General features: G+C 73.2%; 18 protein-coding genes and 1 pseudogene. 9 read left to right on the plus strand and 10 right to left on the minus strand.

Going from position 1 to position 18,981, the window contains the following annotated elements; translation table 11 throughout:
- Positions 1-663: 663 nt before the first annotated feature.
- Both IE219_RS26570 and IE219_RS26575 read left to right on the plus strand, forming a co-directional pair.
- Positions 664-2,175: a hypothetical protein gene (locus IE219_RS26570; protein ID WP_229850022.1), complete on the plus strand. Its 1,512-nt coding sequence runs from the start codon at positions 664-666 to the stop codon at positions 2,173-2,175.
- A gap of 241 nt (positions 2,176-2,416) precedes the next feature.
- Positions 2,417-4,603 carry an alpha/beta fold hydrolase gene (locus IE219_RS26575; RefSeq protein ID WP_189981977.1) on the plus strand — a complete coding sequence of 729 codons (2,187 nt, stop codon included), beginning with the start codon at positions 2,417-2,419 and terminating at the stop codon, positions 4,601-4,603.
- A 14-nt stretch (positions 4,604-4,617) separates the two neighbouring features.
- On the opposite strand, the gene IE219_RS26580 is transcribed toward IE219_RS26575, so the two are convergent.
- The gene (locus IE219_RS26580; protein ID WP_189981979.1) at positions 4,618-5,196 is read right to left on the minus strand and encodes a TetR/AcrR family transcriptional regulator; all 579 of its coding nucleotides are present in this window, start codon (positions 5,194-5,196) and stop codon (positions 4,618-4,620) included.
- A gap of 153 nt (positions 5,197-5,349) precedes the next feature.
- Between IE219_RS26580 and IE219_RS26585 the strand changes: the two genes are divergently transcribed.
- Positions 5,350-6,015, plus strand: a complete 666-nt coding sequence (locus IE219_RS26585; RefSeq protein ID WP_189981981.1) for a dihydrofolate reductase family protein — start codon at positions 5,350-5,352, stop codon at positions 6,013-6,015.
- A 13-nt stretch (positions 6,016-6,028) separates the two neighbouring features.
- On the opposite strand, the gene IE219_RS26590 is transcribed toward IE219_RS26585, so the two are convergent.
- From IE219_RS26590 to IE219_RS26605, 4 genes are all read right to left on the minus strand, one after another.
- Positions 6,029-6,661 carry a class I SAM-dependent methyltransferase gene (locus IE219_RS26590; protein ID WP_189981983.1) on the minus strand — a complete coding sequence of 211 codons (633 nt, stop codon included), beginning with the start codon at positions 6,659-6,661 and terminating at the stop codon, positions 6,029-6,031.
- Between the two features lie 136 nt (positions 6,662-6,797).
- Entirely contained in the window at positions 6,798-7,229 is a 432-nt protein-coding gene (locus IE219_RS26595; RefSeq protein ID WP_189981985.1) for a hypothetical protein, read from the minus strand.
- Positions 7,230-7,294: 65 nt separating this feature from the next.
- Positions 7,295-7,699 carry a DUF4259 domain-containing protein gene (locus tag IE219_RS26600; RefSeq protein WP_189982192.1) on the minus strand — a complete coding sequence of 135 codons (405 nt, stop codon included), beginning with the start codon at positions 7,697-7,699 and terminating at the stop codon, positions 7,295-7,297.
- Between the two features lie 188 nt (positions 7,700-7,887).
- Positions 7,888-8,559: a DUF4097 family beta strand repeat-containing protein gene (locus IE219_RS26605; RefSeq protein ID WP_189981987.1), complete on the minus strand. Its 672-nt coding sequence runs from the start codon at positions 8,557-8,559 to the stop codon at positions 7,888-7,890.
- A gap of 248 nt (positions 8,560-8,807) precedes the next feature.
- Here IE219_RS26605 and IE219_RS26610 point away from each other — a divergent pair, with 248 nt between their 5' ends.
- From IE219_RS26610 to IE219_RS26625, 4 genes are all read left to right on the plus strand, one after another.
- The gene (locus IE219_RS26610; protein WP_189981989.1) at positions 8,808-9,536 is read left to right on the plus strand and encodes a GbsR/MarR family transcriptional regulator; all 729 of its coding nucleotides are present in this window, start codon (positions 8,808-8,810) and stop codon (positions 9,534-9,536) included.
- 92 nt (positions 9,537-9,628) lie between these two features.
- Complete coding sequence (locus IE219_RS26615) at positions 9,629-11,803, plus strand: acyl-CoA dehydrogenase family protein (protein ID WP_189981991.1); 2,175 nt, start codon at positions 9,629-9,631, stop codon at positions 11,801-11,803.
- A 9-nt stretch (positions 11,804-11,812) separates the two neighbouring features.
- A complete protein-coding gene (locus tag IE219_RS26620) occupies positions 11,813-13,003 on the plus strand; it encodes a lipid-transfer protein (protein ID WP_189981993.1) in 1,191 nt (396 codons plus the stop codon).
- 63 nt (positions 13,004-13,066) lie between these two features.
- Complete coding sequence (locus IE219_RS26625) at positions 13,067-14,536, plus strand: MFS transporter (protein ID WP_189981995.1); 1,470 nt, start codon at positions 13,067-13,069, stop codon at positions 14,534-14,536.
- Positions 14,537-14,555: 19 nt separating this feature from the next.
- Here the strand turns inward: IE219_RS26625 and IE219_RS26630 are convergent, their stop codons facing one another.
- The 3 genes from IE219_RS26630 to IE219_RS26640 form a co-directional block, all read right to left on the minus strand.
- The gene (locus tag IE219_RS26630; protein ID WP_189982194.1) at positions 14,556-15,188 is read right to left on the minus strand and encodes a response regulator transcription factor; all 633 of its coding nucleotides are present in this window, start codon (positions 15,186-15,188) and stop codon (positions 14,556-14,558) included.
- Positions 15,189-15,433: 245 nt separating this feature from the next.
- Positions 15,434-15,772: a hypothetical protein gene (locus tag IE219_RS26635; RefSeq protein WP_189981997.1), complete on the minus strand. Its 339-nt coding sequence runs from the start codon at positions 15,770-15,772 to the stop codon at positions 15,434-15,436.
- Between the two features lie 237 nt (positions 15,773-16,009).
- Positions 16,010-16,645, minus strand: a complete 636-nt coding sequence (locus tag IE219_RS26640) for a radical SAM protein (RefSeq protein ID WP_189982196.1) — start codon at positions 16,643-16,645, stop codon at positions 16,010-16,012.
- A gap of 217 nt (positions 16,646-16,862) precedes the next feature.
- Between IE219_RS26640 and IE219_RS26645 the strand changes: the two genes are divergently transcribed.
- Together IE219_RS26645 and IE219_RS26650 are read left to right on the plus strand one after the other, a co-directional pair.
- Positions 16,863-17,333: a hypothetical protein gene (locus tag IE219_RS26645; protein ID WP_189981999.1), complete on the plus strand. Its 471-nt coding sequence runs from the start codon at positions 16,863-16,865 to the stop codon at positions 17,331-17,333.
- 25 nt (positions 17,334-17,358) lie between these two features.
- The gene (locus tag IE219_RS26650; RefSeq protein WP_189982001.1) at positions 17,359-17,631 is read left to right on the plus strand and encodes a hypothetical protein; all 273 of its coding nucleotides are present in this window, start codon (positions 17,359-17,361) and stop codon (positions 17,629-17,631) included.
- Positions 17,632-17,640: 9 nt separating this feature from the next.
- Here the strand turns inward: IE219_RS26650 and IE219_RS26655 are convergent.
- Positions 17,641-17,970, minus strand: a pseudogene (locus tag IE219_RS26655) (transposase); the annotation flags it as partial.
- A 551-nt stretch (positions 17,971-18,521) separates the two neighbouring features.
- Positions 18,522-18,977, minus strand: coding sequence for a hypothetical protein (locus IE219_RS26660; protein ID WP_189982002.1), 456 nt, complete (start codon positions 18,975-18,977; stop codon positions 18,522-18,524).
- Between the last annotated feature and the right edge of the window lie 4 nt (positions 18,978-18,981).

Here is an 18,981-nt window from a genome sequence, read left to right on the forward strand (position 1 = left end):
CACTCGGCATCCGACAGTTCATGGCGACGTATCACAGCACCATGATCCACCAGCGGTAATCATTTGAAGACACTGCCTAGGCCCTTCGTTGGCCGAAAGGGCGGACCCGCCGGACCGGGGGAGGCGTGTGCGGGAACCTGAGGAGGGTAGTCCAAGAGGGCGGCGGTGGGGGAGCCACCGCGCCTGGAACCACGAGGGGGAACCGTGGCGGCGGAAGAGGCGAACGGCGGGCGTCCCGAGGACGCGGCGCCGGGACCGAGCCTGGAGAAGAGAGAACGGCCGGACGCCGGACCGGGGCCCGGCCCCGACGCGACGCTGATGATGCGCCCGGCCGGCGCGGACCGGAACGGCGGCGCGGACCGGAACGGCGGCGCGGGACGGCACGGGGACGCCCCGGCGGAGCCCGCTGGGGACACCTCCCGGGACGCACCCCCCGAGGACCGGATCCCGGAGGGGTACCCGGCCGGGACGGGCGCGGTTCCGCCGCCCCCGACCGCGCCGCCGTCCTTCGGCGGCGCTTCCGGCGTCTCCGGAGGGTACGGCGGGTACGGAGACCAGGGAGGCGGCGGCGGGTACGGAGGCGGTGGCGGGTACGGCGGGGGCGGTGGCGCTCCCGGTGACGGCGGGGCCGCCGGGCGCGGGGAGGCGAGGCCCGCGCAGGCCGTGCTGACCGGGCTGCTGAACCTGTCCTGCCTCGGCCTCGGCTACGTCCTCCTGCGCCACTGGCTCGGCGCCGCCGTGTGCTGGGCCGCCACCGCCGCCCTGCTCGTGGCGGCGCTCCCGGCCGACGTGGACGGCGTGCCCGCCGGGCTCCTGATCGGGTACGGGGTCTTCCTGCTCGCCGCCGCGGCCGACGGCGCCCGCCGGGGGCTGCGGGCCCGGCTCCGCGTCGGCGAGGGCGCGCGCCGCCTGGCGCTGCCGCTGGCCGTGGTCCTGCTGGCCGTGCCCGCGGGCGGCTCGCTCGCCTACGGGGCGGCCCGCGACGAGGCGATCGAGCGCTCGCTCCTCGACCGGCTGGCCGCCGCCGACGCGCTGGTCGCCGCGCACCAGGGCCAGGCGTTCGAACCCTCGCTGGCGGACTACCGCTCGGCGCTGGCCACCTACCAGGACCTGGGCACGAAGCGCGCCGGTTCGCGGGCCGGGAAGCTGGTGCCGGACCGGCTCGACGCGTACTACCGGACGGTCTCGGCGCCGTACGCGCGCAAGAGCTACTGCGAGGCCCTCGCCCCGCTGCGGCACCTGCGCACCCTCCCCGGCACCGTCGACAAGGCCCTCCTGGCCGGGCGGCCCGGCAGCGTCGAGGAGCCGCTGGCCCAGTCGCTGTACGAGTGCGGGGCGGCGGGCCTCGGCCGGAGCGGGGGCGCCCCCGACGTCTACTTCAAGGAGCTGTCCTCGACCTTCCCCGGCTCCGCCTACACCGCGAAGATCGAACCGGCCGTCGCGGCGGCGGTCAGGACCCGGGTGGACACGCTGGGCACCGGCGGGCGCGACCACTGCGCCACCACCGAGGAACTGCGCGCGCTGCGCGAGACGGCTGCCCCCGACGCGCTGGCGCTCGACGCCGTGCGCGGCGAGGCGGACCGGGGCGTGCAGCGGGGCGTCTTCGCCTGCGGCACCCACCAGTTCGGGAACGAGCAGTTCACGAAGGCCGCCGAGACCATGGACGGGTACGTGAAGGACTACCCGGGCAGCGGGCGGGCCGACCACGCCCGCGCCATCTCGATCGCCGCGCAGATCGCCGCCCTGGACCCGGCGGCGGGCAAGAAGCTGCCGCCGGCGACCGAGCCGGGCGGCGCCCGCATGGTCATGGTGGTCAGCAACGACGCCCCGGACGCGGTCGACCTCCTCTACACCGGCCCGGTCACCGGCAGGATCACCCTCAAGGCGTGCGCCGGGTGCTCCTACTACAAGCGGTCCGACACCCTCCGGCCGGGCTTCAAGCCCTGCTCGGGCGCGTCGTCGAAGTACCCGAAGGCGACGATCGAGCTGCCGCCGGGCCAGTACCACCTGCTCCAGAAGCGGGCCGGGACCGGCTTCACGACCTCGGGCGACACCAAGTCCAGCAAGGCGACGATCCAGTCCGGCTACGACTACACCAACTGCCTCTATGTCACGTCGAGTTCACTGCTCGACCCGCTGATCCCGCTCAAGCCCCGCACCGGCGGGAACTCCTAGGCGGCGCCTTCGGAGATCACGGTCGGTGGATCACGGCGTGGTGGCGCGCCGTCATGAACCGCACCCGTGAACCTTCCCGCCCCGGACGCGATCGAGCGGTGGCCGACACATCGTCGATGTACGGCTGAGGCCTTCGGTGGCGAGTCTTGCCCGGCAGCGGCGCAGGGGGAACCGCCTCCTGCCGGCCGGCTGTCCCGGATCGCTTCCAGGACAGCCGGAGCCGCCGTCTCCCATCGAAGAGGTGCAGATCATCTTGCGGTATGTGACCGTCCCGTCGATCGCCGTCGGAATCAGCGTCGCCGCCTCGCTGACTTCCCTGACCGCCGCTCCCGCCGACGCGGCTTCGAGATCCGCTCCGGAGCGCGTGGAGTGGCAGCTCTGCCGGGATGCCGCGGCGGACTGGAATCGTGAGGACGGCCGCAGCGAATGCGCGCTCGTCCCCGTGCCGGTGGATTACGCCGAGCCCGAAGGCAGAAAGATCGACATCGCCGTGAGCAGGGTCAGGGCCACCGGAAAGCGCACGGGGGCCCTGTTCGGCAACCCCGGGGGGCCCGGTCTGGCCGGCACGCCGTCCCCGTACGGCCTGCTCGACAGCCGACTGGCGCCGATGAACGAGGAGTGGGACTTCATCGGCATCGACACCCGGGGGACGGGCTACAGCGCCCAGATCTCCTGCGACACGCCCGAATTCCGGGAGGGCGAGAGCGAGCGGGAGTCCTTCGAGCGCCAGGCGGAGGCGAAGCGCGCCTGCATCGCCAAGGACCCGGAACTGGCGCTCTCCATCAGCATGGAGAACGCCTCCCGGGACATGGACCGCGTCCGGGAGGTGCTGGGCTACCGCACGATCAACTTCTACGGAAATTCCGGCGGAACGGCGCTGGGCGCGGTCTACCGCTCCATGTTCGACAGCCGTGTCGACCGGATGTGGCTGGACTCGATCATGTCCCCGGTCGGCCAGGACGCGGCGATCACCGCGGAAGTCGCGCAGTACCACGCCGGGTACCGGCGGTTCTTCGCATGGCTGGCCGGAAAGGACGCGACGTACCACTTCGGGAACTCGCCGAAGAAGGTCGAATCCGCGATGAGGGTATTGCAGGCGAAGGTGGGACGGGACGAGTTCGCCACCTTCCTCGATCCCAACCTGGAGGCGCTGCCGGACCGGTGGGAGCGCTCCGCCGCCAAGCTGCTGGAAATACGGAACGAGGGGACGGGCAAGGCCGTTTCCCAGCGGAAGGAAAGGGAGCGGAAGTCCTTCGGTTTCGGAGAGATGGGGCGCAATTACGGTTTCACCCATGACGCCTTCATGTGCAATGCGAGCGCCGACGGCCGCACCTATGACGATCTCGTCAGGATGAGGAAGAAGCGGCAGGCGGCGTACCCGTTCGCCGCGGACTCCAGCGACCAGCCCATCGCGTACTGCGCCGGCTGGCCGGCGGGCAAGCCGTGGGACCTGAAGCCCGGCAAGAGCCGTCTACAGCTGTCCGGCCACGAGTTCGAACTCGTCACGCCGTACGCGTGGGCGAAGGCGATGCACAAGAAGATCGGCGGCTCGCTGCTGACCGTCACGGACGCGACGCACTCCACCATGAAGTCCACCGAGCTCGCCTGCGGCTCCAAGGTGGTGGACTTCTTCCGGGACGGCACGCCGGCGAAGGGCAGCTGTCCCGGCTTCCCCGCCGACGAGACCGGTCCCGCGGGCCCCGCCGGCAATCTGGCGGGGACCGTGCGGCTGATGAACTGCTCCGCTTCGCTGGTCCGCCCCCGCACCGCCCGCGACGAGGACAAGGCGCTGCTGCTCACGAACGGGCACTGCCACCCCGAGGGACGGCCGGAGCCGGGTGAAGTGATCACCGGAGAGGGCGCCCCGATCGAAGGCACCGTGCTGAGCCCGGCGGGCCGCGAACTCGGCCCGGTGACGGGACGGGTCCGCTACGCGACGATGACCGGGACCGACATCACGCTGGCCCAGCTGGATGCCACGTACGCGGACATCCGGCGGAAGTACGGCATCGAGGCGTTCCCGCTGGCTCCGGCCGGTCCTGTCGCCGGGCAGCGGATCGAGGTGGTGTCGAGTTTCCTGGAGAGCGTCTGGTCGTGCCGGGCCGAGGCCGTGGTGCCGACGCTCAAGGAGGGCGACTACACGTCGACCCGTGCGATCCGGTACGCGAAGGAATGCGACACCCAGCCCGGAAGCTCGGGTTCGGCCGTCATCGACGCCGAGACCCGGGAGCTCGTCGCGGTGAACAGCACCAGCAACCGTGACGGCGGGACGTGCGGGCCGGACAATCCCTGCGAGATCGACGAGACGGGCACCACGGTCCACCGGGGACGCGGATACGCCACCCAGACCGCGGCGATCGCCGGGTGCGTCGGCGCCGGCAACACCGTCGACCTCGAACGCCAGGAGTGCACCCTGCCCAAGCCCTGAGGGCCGCCCAGGGCCTAGAACCCGGCCACGATCCGCTCCACGGCGGCGGTCACCAGCGCGTCGCGCTCCTCCTCGGAGAAGACGTCGGGGAGCGTGAGCTGCTCCACGATCAGCCAGTTCAGGGTGAGGATGAGCAGCTTCACGGAGGTGGCGTCGCCGGGGAGGCCGGAGGACTCGTGGAAGGCGACGTTGGCTTCGACGTCGGCCCGGACCCGCTCGGTGAGGATCGCGCGGAGCGCGGGCCGGCGGGTCGCCTCCAGGCGGAGTTCGAGCAGGGCCAGGTAGCCGGTGCGGAAGGCGGAGATCCGGCCGACCAGCTCGCGCATGATCCGGACGTACGTCTCCGTGTCGCGGGGGGCGGTCCGGGTCTCCTCCATGGTCGCCTCGTCGGGCCGGAGCCGTTCGTAGACCCGTGCGCCGGCCTGGGTGAGGAGCTCGTCGCGGTTGGCGAAGTAGTTGGAGGCGGTGCCGGTGGGCACGGCGGCCTCGGCGTCCACCGCCCGGAAGGTCAGCCCCCGGGCCCCCTCGCGCGCGAGGACCTCGATCGCCGCGTCCACGAGCGCGGTCCGCCGCTCCTCGTTCCGCCGTACCATGGGAACCACTCCGTTCGTAGTACTACAACTGAACCCCTTGGGTCAGCGTACTCCGGCACGCCCCGGCGATGAGTTCCGCCCGCGCGGGAAGTCATCCCCCTGTACGCGTTCCACGGGCGCCCCCGCGCGGTGCGCCCGACCGAGGAGGAAGCCATGACCACCGGCCGCCGCACCGGGCCCCAGCTGCTCAAGGTGCAGAACTTCAACGTCTCCGCCGACGGCGTCGCCGCCGGGGAGGACCAGACCCTGGAGCGGCCCTTCGGGCACGTCGACCCCGGGGCCCTCTTCGCCTGGGCCGGGGCCACGGCCAGCTGGCCCAACCGCACCGACCCGGGCGGCAGCCGGGGCCTGGACGACTACCTCGTCCGCGACTTCTCGCACCACATCGGCGCCGAGATCATGGGCCGCAACAAGTTCGCCCCGCTGCGCGGCCCCTGGCGGGACGAGGAGTGGAAGGGCTGGTGGGGCGAGGAGCCGCCGTTCCACACCCCCGTCTTCGTCCTCACCCACCACGAGCGCCCGTCCTTCACGCTCTCCGACACGACCTTCCACTTCCTCGACGCCGACCCGGCGACCGCCCTGGCCCGCGCCAAGGAGGCCGCCGACGGCAAGGACGTCCGGCTCGGCGGCGGCGTGACGACGATCCGCGAGTTCCTCGACGCCGACCTGGTCGACAGCCTCCACGTCGCCGTCTCGCCCGTCGAACTCGGCTCCGGTCTGCGGCTCTGGGACTCGCCCGAGGAGCTGACCGACCGCTTCCACCTCGACGTGGTGCCCAGCCCCAGCGGGGTCGTCCACCACCTCTTCTGGCGCAGGTGACCGCCGGGACCGGTCAGGCGGTGCGGCGCAACACCCGCAGCGAGTCCGTCACCGAGACCTCCTCGAAGGCGCCGGACTCCAGCGCGCGCAGGTAGATCCGGTACGGCGCCTGGCCGCCGTCCGCCGGGTCGGGGAAGACGTCGTGGATGACCAGCAGGCCCCCGGGGGCGACCTTGGGGGCCCAGCCCTCGTAGTCGTTGACCGCGTGCTCGTCGGTGTGCCCGCCGTCGACGAAGACGAGCCCCAGCGCCCCGGCCCACACCCGCGCGACCTGCGGGCTGCGCCCGACGACCGCGATCACGTGCTCCTCCAGACCGGCCTTCCGCAGCGTCCGCCGGAAGGTCGGCAGCGTGTCCATGACGCCGACCTCCGGGTCCACCACCGTCGGGTCGTGGTACTCCCAGCCCGGCTGCTGCTCCTCGCTGCCCCGGTGGTGGTCCACGGTCACCGCGACCGTCCCGGCCCGCCGGGCCGCGTCCGCCAGGAGGATCGTCGAGCGCCCGCAGTACGTGCCCACCTCCAGGAGCGGCAGCCCCAGCTTCCCGGCCTCGACGGCCGCCGCGTACAGCGCCAGGCCCTCCCCGGCGGGCATGAACCCCTTCGCGGCCTCGAACGCGGCGAGGATCTCGGGGCTGGGCTCGGACATGACGATCTCCTACTGACGGGTAGTGCGCGGACCAGGCCGCCCATCGTGCCCTATGCGCCGCACCCGGACCACACCCGTGGCGGGTCTCCCGGGGCGACGGGACGCCGCCCGCCGGACGCGCCCGGCCGCCCCCGTGTCACCGCAGGTCGTGGCGGCCCAGCCAGGAGGGGCGGACCGGTATCCCGTCCTCGTCCCGCTCGGCCGGGCCCTCGGGTTCGGGCTCGGGCTCCGGTGCGGGCCCGGGGGCCGGGTCGGACGCGGCCGGCTCCTCCGGGGGCGCGGGAGGCGCGGCGGAGTCCTCCAGGAGTTCCGCGACCGTGAACCGGGTGACGTACGACTGCCAGGCGCCGTCGACGACCAGCAGGAAGCCGTCGCGCTGCCGCAGCAGCCGGCGGCGCCGGGGGCTCAGGGGGTGCGCGGGCGCGTAGTTCCGCGCCCGCTGCTCCAACTCCGCGAGCGCGGCCTCCCGGGGCCCGGTGACGTGGGCCACCACGGTGGCCTCCACGTGCTTGCGCTCCCCGGTCCCCACGGTCGTCTCGACGACCAGTCCCCACGTCGGTGCGGTCACGGAACCTCCCCCTCAGCCCTCGTCCTCGTGTCCGCCCACCGTAGTCGGCGCCCCCGGCCGGCCGGTCAGGCCCCGGTCAGCACCTCCCGCAGCCGCAGCACCCCGGCCTTCCACTCGTCGGCGCCCGACTCCTCCCAGAGTTCGAGGAGTTCGGAGTCGGCCGCGAGGATCCGGTCGAGGGCGGCCACGGCCGGCGGGCGCAGCTCCCCGGGCAGGACGCCCAGCGGCTTCTTCGGGCCGTACGAGGTGGTGACCGGCTCCCCGCCCGGGCACTGCGCGGCCAGCAGGGCCGCGGAGGCGATGGCCTCCATCGCCAGGTCCGCGTCGAGGTACTCGTCCCCGGTGCCGGTCACCTCCCGGAAGGCGGCGAGCAGGACGTCCGCCCGCTCGCCGTCGGGGGCCTCGTCCACCCGGTAGGAGAAGTCCGCGGCGGTGTCGTTGTCGAAGGGGCCGATGTCCCAGGTGCCCATGGCGGTCGTGCCTTTCACGGTCGGTGGCGCTCGGTCTTCGCCATCGTGACAGCGCCCACTGACAGCGCCCACTGACAGCGCCCACTGGCGACGTCCACCGGCGACGTCCACCGGCCACGCCCCCGGGCGGCGGGCCCGGGGGCGTGGCCGGTGCGTCGCGGGGACGGTCGTCCGGCCCGCGCGCGCGGTCAGTTGGCGTGCGCGGTGATGTCGCCGTACGCGGTGGTCGCCCGGATGCTGAGGCCGGCGCCGGTCCCCTCCGCGTTCCGCAGGGTGTTGCTGATCCGGCCGGCGGTGGTGCCGGCGTCGAGGGTCGCGGCGACCCCGCGCGCCGCGCCCACCGTGATGGAGCCGGCCTGGGTGGTCAGGACGACGAGCCCCTCGGCGGCCTCGGCGACGCGCAGGTCGCCCCGCGCGGTGGTGAGTTCGGCGGCGCCGCCCAGCCGGCCGACGGTGATGTCGCCGTCCTGGAGGGAGAGCCGGGCGCTCGCGGCCTCGTCGAGCTTGACCGGTCCCCGGGCGCTCTCGAAGGCGACGTCGCCGAGCCGTCCCACGCCCCGCAGTTCGGCGGCGGCGGCCTTCGCCTCGACGCGCGAACCGGCGGGCAGCCGGACCGTCACCTCGACGGCGCCGGCCGGGCCGAAGGCCCGCTTCCCGTTCTCGGGGGCCGCGATCCGCAGCACGCCGTCGGCGTAGGTGACGGTGGTGTCCTGCGCGGCCCGCACGTCGCGGCTCTCGGCGACGTCGGCCGGGCGGACCTCGACGGTGGTGTCGGCCCGGTCGGCGGCGATGAGGCGGAGGTGGCCGGCGGGGAGGGTGACGACGGCGGCGATCGGGGCGGCGGTGGCGAAGGTGCGCATGGTCTCTGCTCCTGTGTCGGTGTGTTCCTCGTTGTTTCTGATGATGGAAAAGCTACGTTGCTTTCCAATCTTCAGCAACACTCTTGTTGCTCAACTCCCAAGTATTAGCAGGTCAATAGAGGTAAATCGTTGCAACAAGCTCTCCTTTGATGCAACGGCATATGCCGGAACGTTGCAATGAATTGAAGGGAAAGCTATGCTCGCGGCGGTCGCGGTGACGCGAAGGGGACGAGCGAGGGGGCGGTGCGATGCCGGGAGGCAGGCTCACGCAGCAGGAACGCCAGCGGATCGCGCTGGGGCTGGCCGACGGGCTCGCGTACGCGGAGATCGCCCGGCGCCTCGAACGCCCCACCTCCACCGTCACGCGCGAGGTGACGCGCAACGGCGGCCCGGCCGCCTACCGGCCCGACCAGGCCCACCGCGCCACCGAGCACCGCGCCCGGCGCCGCCGCCCGGCCCCGGCCGGGGTGCCCGCGCGCTCCGACGGGCGCGACGCCGCGGCCGTGCGCGACTACGAGGAGTCGTTCGCCGAGGTCTTCATGCAGTCCGGGCTGCCCCGGATGACGGCCCGCGTCCTCGCCGCCCTCTACGCCACCGACACCGGCAGCCTCACCGCCGCCGAACTCGGCGAACGCCTCCAGGTCAGCGCCGGCTCCGTCTCCAAGGCCGTCGCCTTCCTGGAGGGCCAGAGCCTCATCCGCCGCGAGCGCGACGACAGCCGCCGCGAGCGCTACCTCGTCGACGACGAGCTCTGGTACCAGTCCATGATCGCCAGCGCCCGCGCCAACGAGCGGATGGTCGGCATCGCCCGCCAGGGCGTCGCCGTCCTCGGCCCCGGCACCCCGGCCGCCGAACGCCTGGAGAACGTCGCCCGCTTCATGGACTTCGTCAGCGAAGGCATCGTCCGCGCCGCCGAACAGGCCCGCGAGATCCTCCTCGCCAAACCGGCCGCGAAGGAGACCCCGGACGGCCCGTGACGGCGTACCCGAACACGCTTGTCCGGGGCGGAAGTTGACTGTGCATCAGGAACCTCTTCCCTTGAAATGGAACGTGTTCTAATCTGCCCGCCATGGGTATCGCCATCACGCACGAACAGCGGGATCTCGCCCGGTCCGTCCGCGCCTGGCTCGCCCGCGCCGCGCCGCCCGAGGAGATCCGCCGGTGGCTCGACGCGCCCGAGGTGCCCACCGGGCGGCCCGGCCACTGGGACGGGGCCGCGGCGCAGGGGCTGCTCGGGATCCACGTGCCCGAGGAGTGCGGCGGCGGGGGCGGCGGCATCGGCGACCTCGCCGTGGTCGTGGAGGAGGCCGCCCGCGCCCTCCTGCCCGGCCCCTACCTCCCCGCCGTCCTCGCCGCCGCCCTCCTGCACCGGGCCGGCGGACAGGACGCGCTCCTCGCCGACCTCGCCGGGGGCCGCCGGATCGGCGCCGTCGCACTCGGCGGAGCCCGTACCCTCACCGCCGTACGGACCGACGGCGGATACCTCCTCGACGGCACCGCGCCCCCCGTCCTCGGCGCCGCCCAGGCCGACCTGCTGCTCCTCCAGGCCGCCACCGCCGACGGCACCGCCTGGCTCGCCGTCGACGCGGCCGGGCTCGCCGTGCGGGCGCACGCCTCCGCCGACCCCACCCGGCCCACCGCCGAGGTCACCGCCGCCGCCCTGCACGTGCCGGCCGGCCGGCGCCTCGACCTCGACACCGGCCTCGTCCACGACCTCGCCGCCGTCCTCTTCGCCGCCGACGCCTGCGGCACCGCCGCCCGCGCCGTCGAGACCGCCGCCGAACACGCCCGCACCCGCGAACAGTTCGGCCGCCCCATCGGACAGTTCCAGGGCGTCAAGCACCTCTGCGCCGACATGCTCGTCCGCCTCGAACAGGCCCGCGCCCTCACCTGGGACGCCGCCCGCGCCGCCGACGCCCCCCACGAACCCGCCCGGCCCCTCGTCGCCGCCCTCGCCGCCGCCACCGCCCTCGACGCCGCCCACGGCTGCGCCAAGGACTGCGTCCAGATCCTCGGCGGCATCGGCTTCACCTGGGAGCACGACGCCCACCTGCTGCTCCGCCGCGCCCTCGTCGCCCGCCAGCTCCTCGGCACCGGCGACCGGCTCCGCCTCGACGCGCTCCGGCACGCCGCCGCAGGCGCCCGCCGCGCGCTCCGCCTCGACCTGCCGCCCGAGGCCGAGCCGTACCGCACCGCAGCCCGCGCCGCCGTCGCCCCCGCCGCCGGACTCGACCCGGCCGCCGCCCGCCGGGCCCTCGCCCCCACCGGCCACGCCGCCCCGCACCTCCCGGAGCCGTACGGCCTCGGCGCCGGCCCGCTCCACCAACTCGCCGTCCAGCGCGAACTCGACGACGCCGGCATCACCCTCTCCGGACTCGGCATCGCCACCTGGGTCGTCCCCTCCCTCCTCGCCCACGGCAGCCCCGCCCAGCAGGAGCGCCACCTCGGACCCACCCTGCGCGGCGAACAGCGCTGGTGCCAGCTCTTCTCCGAGCCGGAGGCCGGCTCCGACCTCGCCTCCCTGCGCACCCGCGCCGAACGCACCGAGGACGGCCGCTGGCGGATCACCGGCCAGAAGGTGTGGACCAGCGCCGCCCAGTGGGCCGACCACGGCATCCTCCTCGCCCGCACCGACCCCGACGCCCCCAAGCACCAGGGCCTCACCTACTTCCTCGTCGACATGAAGAACACCCCCGGCATCGACATCCGGCCGCTGAAGGAGATCACCGGGGACTCCCTCTTCAACGAGGTCTGGTTCGACGGCGCCCTCCTCCCCGCCGACGCCGTCGTCGGCGCCGTGCACGACGGCTGGCGGGTCGCCCGCAACACCCTCGGCAACGAACGCGTCCACATGGCCGACCAGGTCGTCTTCGACACCGGCCTCGAAGCGCTCATCAAGGCGTCCGCCGAGGCCGACGGCTCCGTCCGGGCCCGCACCGGCGCCCTCCTCGCCGAGGCCCACGCGCTGGCCTGCATCGGCCTGCGCACCACCCTCCTCCAGGTGTCCGGACTCGAACCCGGCGCGGGCGCCAGCGTCCGCAAACTCGTCCAGACCCTCCACCAGCAGAAGACCGCCGAACTCGTCCTCGAACTCCTCGGCCCCGACGGCGCCGTGTGCGAGGGGCCCGGCGCGGCGGCCGTCCACGGGATGCTCATGTCCCGCTGCCTGACCATCGCGGGCGGCACCACCCAGGTGCAGCTCAACGTCGTCGCCGAGCGGCTGCTCGGCCTCCCCAGGGACTGAGAGGCCACCATGAAGGCGTACATCGTCGGTGCCGGCATGACGAAGTTCGAGAAGCCCGAGACCCGCGACTGGCAGTACTGGGACATGGCCCGCGAGGCCGGCACCGCCGCCCTCGCCGACGCAGGCGTGCCGTACGAGAAGGTCGAGCAGGCCGCCGTCGGTTACTGCTTCCAGGCGTCCACCGCCGGCCAGCGCGCCGTCTACGAACTCGGCCTCACCGGCATCCCCGTCTACAACCTCAACAACAACTGCGCCACCGGCTCCACCGCCCTCATGACCGCCCGCCAGTTCGTCGAGGGCGGCATCGCCGACTGCGTCCTCGCCCTCGGCTTCGAGAAGATGAGCCGCGGCTCCCTCGGCGGCGGCGCGGGCGCCGGCGACTTCTCCACCTCACCCGTCGCCCGCCACTACGGCATCATGGCCGCCGCCCACGGCTTCGAGGCGTCCCCGCCCACCGCCCAGATCTTCGGCAACGCCGCCCGCGAGCACATGGAGCGGTACGGCACCACCGAGGCGCAGCTCGCCGCTGTCGCCGCCAAGAACCACCTGCACTCCTCCCGCAACCCCCTGGCCCAGTTCCAGGACGTGTACACCGTCGACGAGGTCCTCGCCGCCAAGCCCGTCCACCGGCCCCTCACCCGGCTCCAGTGCTCGCCCACCTCCGACGGCGCCGCCGCCGTCCTCGTCGTCTCCGAGCGCTTCGCCGCCGAGCACGGCCTGGAGGACCGGGCCGTCGAGATCGCCGGCCAGGCCATGACCACCGACACCGGCGCCTCCTTCGCCTCCGGCTCCTGCATCGACGCCGTCGGCCGCCCCATGTCCCGCGAGGCCGCCCGGCAGGCGTACGAGCGCGCCGGACTCGGCATCGAGGACGTCGACGTCATCGAGCTCCACGACTGCTTCTCCATCAACGAGCTCCTCACCTACGAGGCCCTCGGCATGTGCGAGGAGGGCGCCTCCGGCAAACTCGTCGAGTCCGGCGCCACCACCTACGGCGGCCGCTGGGTCGTCAACCCCTCCGGCGGTCTCATCTCCAAGGGCCACCCCCTCGGCGCCACCGGCCTCGCCCAGGCCGCCGAACTCGTCCGGCAGCTCCGCGGCGAGGCGGACGCCCGGCAGGTCCCCGGCGCCCGCGTCGGCCTCGCCCACAACATCGGCCTCGGCGGCGCGGCGGTCGTCACCCTCCTCCGCAGGTCGTAGGCCCACCGCCCGGGGCGGGACGGGACGAACCGCGCATGTACGGGGCGGAGACGGTCTGCGACCATGACATTCATGCCGCAGACCGACTCCGACTCCGCCGGTGTGGCGGAGCAGACCCCGTCCCCCCGCTCCATACGCGCCCCCCGCCCCTGGCTCGTCGTCCTCATCGCCTGCGCCGGGCAGTTCCTCGTCGTCCTCGACGTCTCGGTCATGAACGTGGCCCTCCCGTCCATGAAGGCCGACCTGGACCTCACCGACGCCGGCCTCCAGTGGGTCCTCAACGCCTACTCGATCGCCTTCGCCGGCTTCATGCTCCTCGGCGGGCGCGCCGCCGACCTGTACGGGCGCAAGACCATGTTCCTCGCCGGGCTCGGACTCTTCACCGCCGCCTCGGTCGTCGGCGGCATCGCCCCCGAGGGCTCCTGGCTCATCGGCGCCCGCGCCGTGCAGGGCCTCGGCGCGGCCGCGCTCTCCCCGGCCACCCTCACCCTCGTCACCTCCGCCGTCCCCACGGGCGCCGCCCGCACCCGGGCCATCGGCACCTGGACCGCCGTCGGCGCGGCCGGAGGCGCCGCCGGAGGCTTCGTCGGCGGCCTCCTCGTCGACCTCCTGAACTGGCGCTGGGTCCTCCTCGTCAACGTCCCCGTCGGCGTCCTCGTCCTCACCGCCGCCGTCCTCGGCCTGCGCGAGAGCCGCACCGCCGCCGGCCGCCGCCTCGACCTGCCCGGCGCCGTCCTCGTCACCGCCGGCCTCGCCACCCTCGCGTACGGCATCGTGCAGACCGAGGCGGCCGGCTGGGCCTCCGCCGCCACCCTGCTGCCGCTCGGCGGCGGCCTCGCCCTGCTCGCCCTCTTCGCCGCCGTCGAGACCCGCACGAAGGAACCCCTGGTCCCGCTCGGCATCTTCCGCAACCGGGCGGTCTCCGCCGCCAACGCCGGGATCATGCTCTGCGGCTTCAGCTCCTTCGGCATGTGGTTCTTCATGACCGTCTACGCCCAGAACGTCCTCGGCTACACCCCGCTCCAGGCCGGCCTCGCCCTGGTGCCCAGCTCGCTCGCCGTCCTCGTCGGCTCCAAGACCGCGCCCCGCCTGATGGCCCGCACCGGCGCCCGCGGCCTCGCCGTCACCGGCGTCCTGATCGCCGCCGCCGGCTTCGCCTGGCAGTCCACCCTGACCGCCGACGGCACCTTCCTCACCACCATCCTCGGCCCCGGCGTCCTCATGATGGGCGGCATCGGCCTGGCCACCACCCCGCTCGCCGCCCTCGCCACCTCCGCCGCCGGGCCCGGCGACGCGGGCCTCGTCTCCGGCCTGGTCAACACCTCCCGCACGATGGGCGGCGCCCTCGGCCTGGCCACCCTGACGACGGTTGCCGCGGCCGCCACCCCCGACCTGCTGTACCTCGGCCCCGAGGACGGCGTCGCCGCCTTCCTGGTGCCGGGCTACGCCATGGCCTTCCGGGTCTCCGCCGGGGTCCTGCTCACCGCCGCCGTCCTGCTGCTCGCCTGGCTGCCCCGCCCGGCCCGCCGCTGACCCGGGGCGGGCGGCGCGGCTACAGCCAGCCCTGCTGCCGGGCGGACCGCGCCGCCTCCATCCGGTTGCGGGTGCCGGTCTTCCCGATCGCGGACGACAGGTAGTTCCGCACGGTCGACTCCGACAGGTGCAGCCGGCCCGCGATGTCGGCGATGGTCGCCCCGTCCACCGCTGCCGCCAGGGCCTCCCGCTCGCGGGCCGTCAGCGGGTTCGGACCCGCGCCGAGCGCCGCCGCCGCGAGCGCCGGATCGATCACCGTCTCGCCCCGCAGCACCGCCCGGATCGCCTCGGCCAGCTCCTCCACCGGCCCGTCCTTCACCAGGAACCCGGCCGCCCCCGCCTCCATCGCCCGCCGCAGGTACCCCGGCCGCCCGAAGGTCGTCAGGATCAGCACCCGGCAGTCCGGCACCTCGTCCCGCAGCTCCGCCGCCGCGTCGAGCCCGGACCGCCCCGGCAGCTCGATGTCCAGGAGCGCCACGTCGGGCCGCGCCAGCAGCGCCCGGTCCACGATCTCGTCGCCCCGCCCCACCTGGGCGACGACCTCGATGTCCGGCTCCATCCCCAGCAACAGCGCGAGCGCCCCGCGCATCATCCCCTGGTCCTCGGCGAGGAGGACTCTCGTACATTTCGCGGGCCGGTGGTCCTGCGGCATCTCGTCCACGGGGAACAGCGTAGTTCCAGGGCCCTGTTGGAGCATGCCCGGCGAAGGCGCGCCCATGAGAAACCCCCGCCCGGTGCGAATCGGACGGGGGTTTCCCCGGTCCACGCTACGCGCCCGGCCCGGCACCCCGCAGCGCGGCACCTGCGGGAACTCGGGTACGTGTACACCGTGCCGCAGCGAGGACGCGCGGTGGCCCCGCCCGCACGCGAACGGAGCCGGTACGACTGTGCGGTCGGTCAGTGCGGCGCGGAAGTGGACGCGCGCAGATCGGCCAGGCGCCGCTGGTACATCGGTCCGGCGGCGTGAGCGCCTCTGGCCTCGCTCGGAGTGGCCTGTTCGATCAGGTGGTGGGAGACGGCCTTGAGGTGAGCGGCCCAAGCGAGCACGTGCTGCTGAGCCGGCCGCCCGCATTCCCGCGGTTCACCGGGGAGACACAGCGGGAGTTCCGGCCCGAGCTTGTTGGCCGCGTGCCGGACGTACCGAGCGATGGTGAGCCATTCGTCCTCGGTCCGCCGAACCGCGTTGCCCTCGTCCTCCCGCCCCCACGGGCCGAAGTCGTCCCCGTGATCGTCCATCTGTGCGCTCCCTCGTATGCAGCGGGCTAGGCCCTGTCCGGCGGATCTTCGCGGGCCCGCGACGCCTGGCACGCCCTCTCGCCGCACGCCCGGATCACCCGAGTACGTCCAGTACGAGGGCGACCCGGGCGCACGCCGAGAGAACGCACCAGACGCCGCGGGCTGATCCACGAAGATCCGCCGGACAGGGCCTAGGCCGGTGCGGCGATCGTAGCGGCGCCGTCCGCTTCCCTGGGGTCACAGTGCCCGACCGAGGACGCACGGCCACACGTCGCCGGTCGGACCGATGGCACATTTCTCGTGGGTGCAGTGCCCGCACAGATCGGCGACGGTCGGCGCGGCCCCGTTGCTCGCACGGCCGAACGCCCACGTCCAGTCACCACCAACCGTTCCGACGCCGAGCGCCGCAAGGTCCCGTGCGGCTTCCTGCACCCGTTGACCGGCCTGTACGGCGACGACTCCGCCGCGCAGTGGGATGCCGAGTTCCAGCGCCTTCTGGACATGGGCGCGCGTCTTCCTGTGGGATCCGCGCAGTTGCGGCACCCGGTCGTGTTCCTCGAAGGTGTCCGAGTAGTACGACGTGGCCGGCTTCACGCCGTACTCCGTGAACGTGTCCCACAATTCCGGACGAATGTGGGTCATGTTCGAGAACACCTCGATCCCGAGGATCCGCCCGTGGGCGTGCTTGATCAGCGCGGGCAGGCTCGGGTAGAGCGTCGGCTCGCCCCCGATGAACCGAACGTCCAGGGTGCCCACGTCGGCAAGCTGGTCGATGACGTTCGACCAGTCCCGCACGGTCATGGTGCCGTGCGTGCCTTTGGGCCCGCTGTCCGCGTAACAGTGATCACAGAACTCGTTGCAGAGTCCGGTGATCTCAAGCCATGCGAATAACTGATCGTTTCAGAATGAGTTGAGTCGTGGGTCTTGTGCTCGACTCGGCAACCGAGCCCAGCCCCGTGCCGGAGTCTGCCGGTCGGGGTGCCGTTCACCTGATTGGTGGTCATCCGCGTGCCGCAGACCGCAGGGATGTCGTGCAGCCGGGCACGTAGCGTCGTATCCGTTGACCGACTTCTGCCGGAAGGAAGCTGGCATGGTGCGTCGAATGGGAGCAGCCGTGGCCGCAGTGGGCATGGGACTTCTCGTGATCGCCCCCGCGCAGGCCGACAGCACGGCAACTGAGGCCACGACGTTTCGGTTCTCCGCAGGCGGGGCGGTGTGTCTCGCGACCCCGGAGAGCCCTCACTGGTCCTCGGGCGCCGCCGACCGGAGGATCCTGTTCAAGACTCGCGTGACCTGCGACAGCACATACCCGTCTGTCACTGTCAGGATCAAGGGGCGGCTCGAGCGAGGACCACTCATCGGACCGAAGCACATCGCCGCCACCTCCGACCAGACCCAGGTCATCAAGAAGGGCGCGAGCGCAACCTTCTACACCCCGCAGATCGGCGGTGCGCAGGTTTCTGAGCCGGGTTGGTACACCGGCACGGTGACCGGCCAGATCACCGCCCCGGTCCCGGGCAACATCGACGACGGTCATAGCAGGACCGTAGAAGTCCGGTAGGGCCCGCCGCCTCTACGCTCAGATCATGAAGATCCGCCGAGTCGATCCCCGTGACACGGTCTGGGAACAGGACCATGCCCGCTACCGCGTTTACTTCTGGGATGTACCCCGGCTTACGGCCCATGAGTTCGAAGTCGCCGAGGAGTCCGACGCGGACGCGGTTCTCGCCTGGACCCGCGAGCACGCGGCCCAGCACGGCTGGAACTACACCGTCTACATCGTGATCCAGGACAACGACGGTCCCGGACTCATCCGCCTCGCCGGCGTCCTCGGCGACCCCTTCACCAGCGGCGTATGACCGATTGCTTCAGGATGCGGTTCGCAGACGGCGGAGGCATACGAGACCGCAGGCCAGTTCGAGCAGACCCCGCTGGAGGTCGGCGCGTCGTTCGTAGCGGGTGCGGAGCCGTTTGAACCGGTGCAGCCAGGCGAAGGCGCGCTCGACGGCCCAGCGAACTTTGCCCAGTCCGGAGCCGTGGGCGACGCCGCGTCGGGCGATCAGGGGTTTGATGCCGCGCTTGCGCAGCAGGCGGCGGTACTTGGCGAAGTCGTAGCCCCGGTCGGCGTACAGGCGCCGGGGTTTGCGGCGGGGACGTCCCCGCAGTCCCCGGATCGGCGGGACGGCGTCCGGCAGGGGCGGGATTTCAGAGGCGGCCAGTGGCGGCCGGCGTGGGAATCGGCGGGGGCCCTTGTGGGGGGCGGGGCTCGTCATCCCCGGACTCCCAGGCGTGGCCGCCGTCGTGTTCTGCGGGAAGGGTGCAGGCGCGTCGCTGGACGGGGTCCGTGTGCGGGCTCGGCTCTTCGCACGGAAGACGCCGGACGAACCGGATCTCGTCGTCCTCTCCACCCCACTGCGCCCACAGCTCCGGGTCGGTTCCCCGGGAGTACAGGTGCGCGATGTGCGGGCCGTCGTGCTCCCCGCCCAGTTCGCACCGGCTCACGGCCTCACGGCGCGACGGGTACTCGTCCTCCGTCGCCCCGGCGGCGTGCAGGGTGCACAGCAGAGCCGGGTAGGAGAGTCGGCGTGCGACGCGGCATGTCTTCATGGTCGGTTCTCCGTAGGTGACGGGGCGGGACCCGGTGCGCGTGCGCGTGGGTCGTCTTTCGGCGGGGGAACGGTGGCGGGGGCCGCCCGGCCGGGCGGGCCTCGTACGGTCCTGTCCGGGGCCCTTGCGGCGGGGGCGGGAGTCAGTGGTCGGCGAGGGACCGGCGCCGTGGCGGGATGTGGCGTGGCGGGGGCGGGGGCTCCAGTTCGGCGGAGTGCCACAGTGGCCAGACGCTCAGGCAGTAGACGCAGTCCAGGTCGGGCACGACGAGGGACAGCGGCTCGCCGGAACGGACCAGCACCCATGCCGTGTGCCGCTCCTCCGGGTACGTCGCCCACACGCGCAGTTCGGCGGGGGCGTCGGGGGCGGGTACGGCTTCCCGGAGCGTGGTCGGCGGCGCCCACGGCGAACGTGCCGGGTCCGGGTCGAGCCGGGACGCGAGCCGTACGGCCTCGTCCTGCAGCCACCGCAGAGCGAGTACCGGCGAGAGCGTCTGGTAGCGGCCGAGCAGCCACGACGCGCTCCGGCCGGTACCCGCCACCAGTCCTTCCGCCCTGATCTCCGCCCGGTAGGCGAGGGGGCGCGCTCCTCCGCTCATGCCC

Origin of the sequence: Streptomyces termitum, assembly GCF_014650175.1 — a bacterium.
Taxonomy (GTDB): domain Bacteria; phylum Actinomycetota; class Actinomycetes; order Streptomycetales; family Streptomycetaceae; genus Streptomyces; species Streptomyces termitum.

Bases quoted from the DNA above. Each gene is read 5' to 3' on its own strand.
- IE219_RS26660 (WP_189982002.1), bottom strand. From the start codon at position 18,977: ATGAGCGGAGGAGCGCGCCCCCTCGCCTACCGGGCGGAGATCAGGGCG.
- IE219_RS26615 (WP_189981991.1), top strand. From the start codon at position 9,629: ATGGGTATCGCCATCACGCACGAACAGCGGGATCTCGCCCGGTCCGTC.
- IE219_RS26645 (WP_189981999.1), top strand. From the start codon at position 16,863: ATGGTGCGTCGAATGGGAGCAGCCGTGGCCGCAGTGGGCATGGGACTT.
- IE219_RS26600 (WP_189982192.1), bottom strand. From the start codon at position 7,699: ATGGGCACCTGGGACATCGGCCCCTTCGACAACGACACCGCCGCGGAC.
- IE219_RS26625 (WP_189981995.1), top strand. From the start codon at position 13,067: ATGACATTCATGCCGCAGACCGACTCCGACTCCGCCGGTGTGGCGGAG.
- IE219_RS26610 (WP_189981989.1), top strand. From the start codon at position 8,808: ATGCCGGGAGGCAGGCTCACGCAGCAGGAACGCCAGCGGATCGCGCTG.
- IE219_RS26605 (WP_189981987.1), bottom strand. From the start codon at position 8,559: ATGCGCACCTTCGCCACCGCCGCCCCGATCGCCGCCGTCGTCACCCTC.
- IE219_RS26650 (WP_189982001.1), top strand. From the start codon at position 17,359: ATGAAGATCCGCCGAGTCGATCCCCGTGACACGGTCTGGGAACAGGAC.
- IE219_RS26580 (WP_189981979.1), bottom strand. From the start codon at position 5,196: ATGGTACGGCGGAACGAGGAGCGGCGGACCGCGCTCGTGGACGCGGCG.
- IE219_RS26630 (WP_189982194.1), bottom strand. From the start codon at position 15,188: ATGCCGCAGGACCACCGGCCCGCGAAATGTACGAGAGTCCTCCTCGCC.
- IE219_RS26590 (WP_189981983.1), bottom strand. From the start codon at position 6,661: ATGTCCGAGCCCAGCCCCGAGATCCTCGCCGCGTTCGAGGCCGCGAAG.
- IE219_RS26635 (WP_189981997.1), bottom strand. From the start codon at position 15,772: ATGGACGATCACGGGGACGACTTCGGCCCGTGGGGGCGGGAGGACGAG.
- IE219_RS26585 (WP_189981981.1), top strand. From the start codon at position 5,350: ATGACCACCGGCCGCCGCACCGGGCCCCAGCTGCTCAAGGTGCAGAAC.
- IE219_RS26620 (WP_189981993.1), top strand. From the start codon at position 11,813: ATGAAGGCGTACATCGTCGGTGCCGGCATGACGAAGTTCGAGAAGCCC.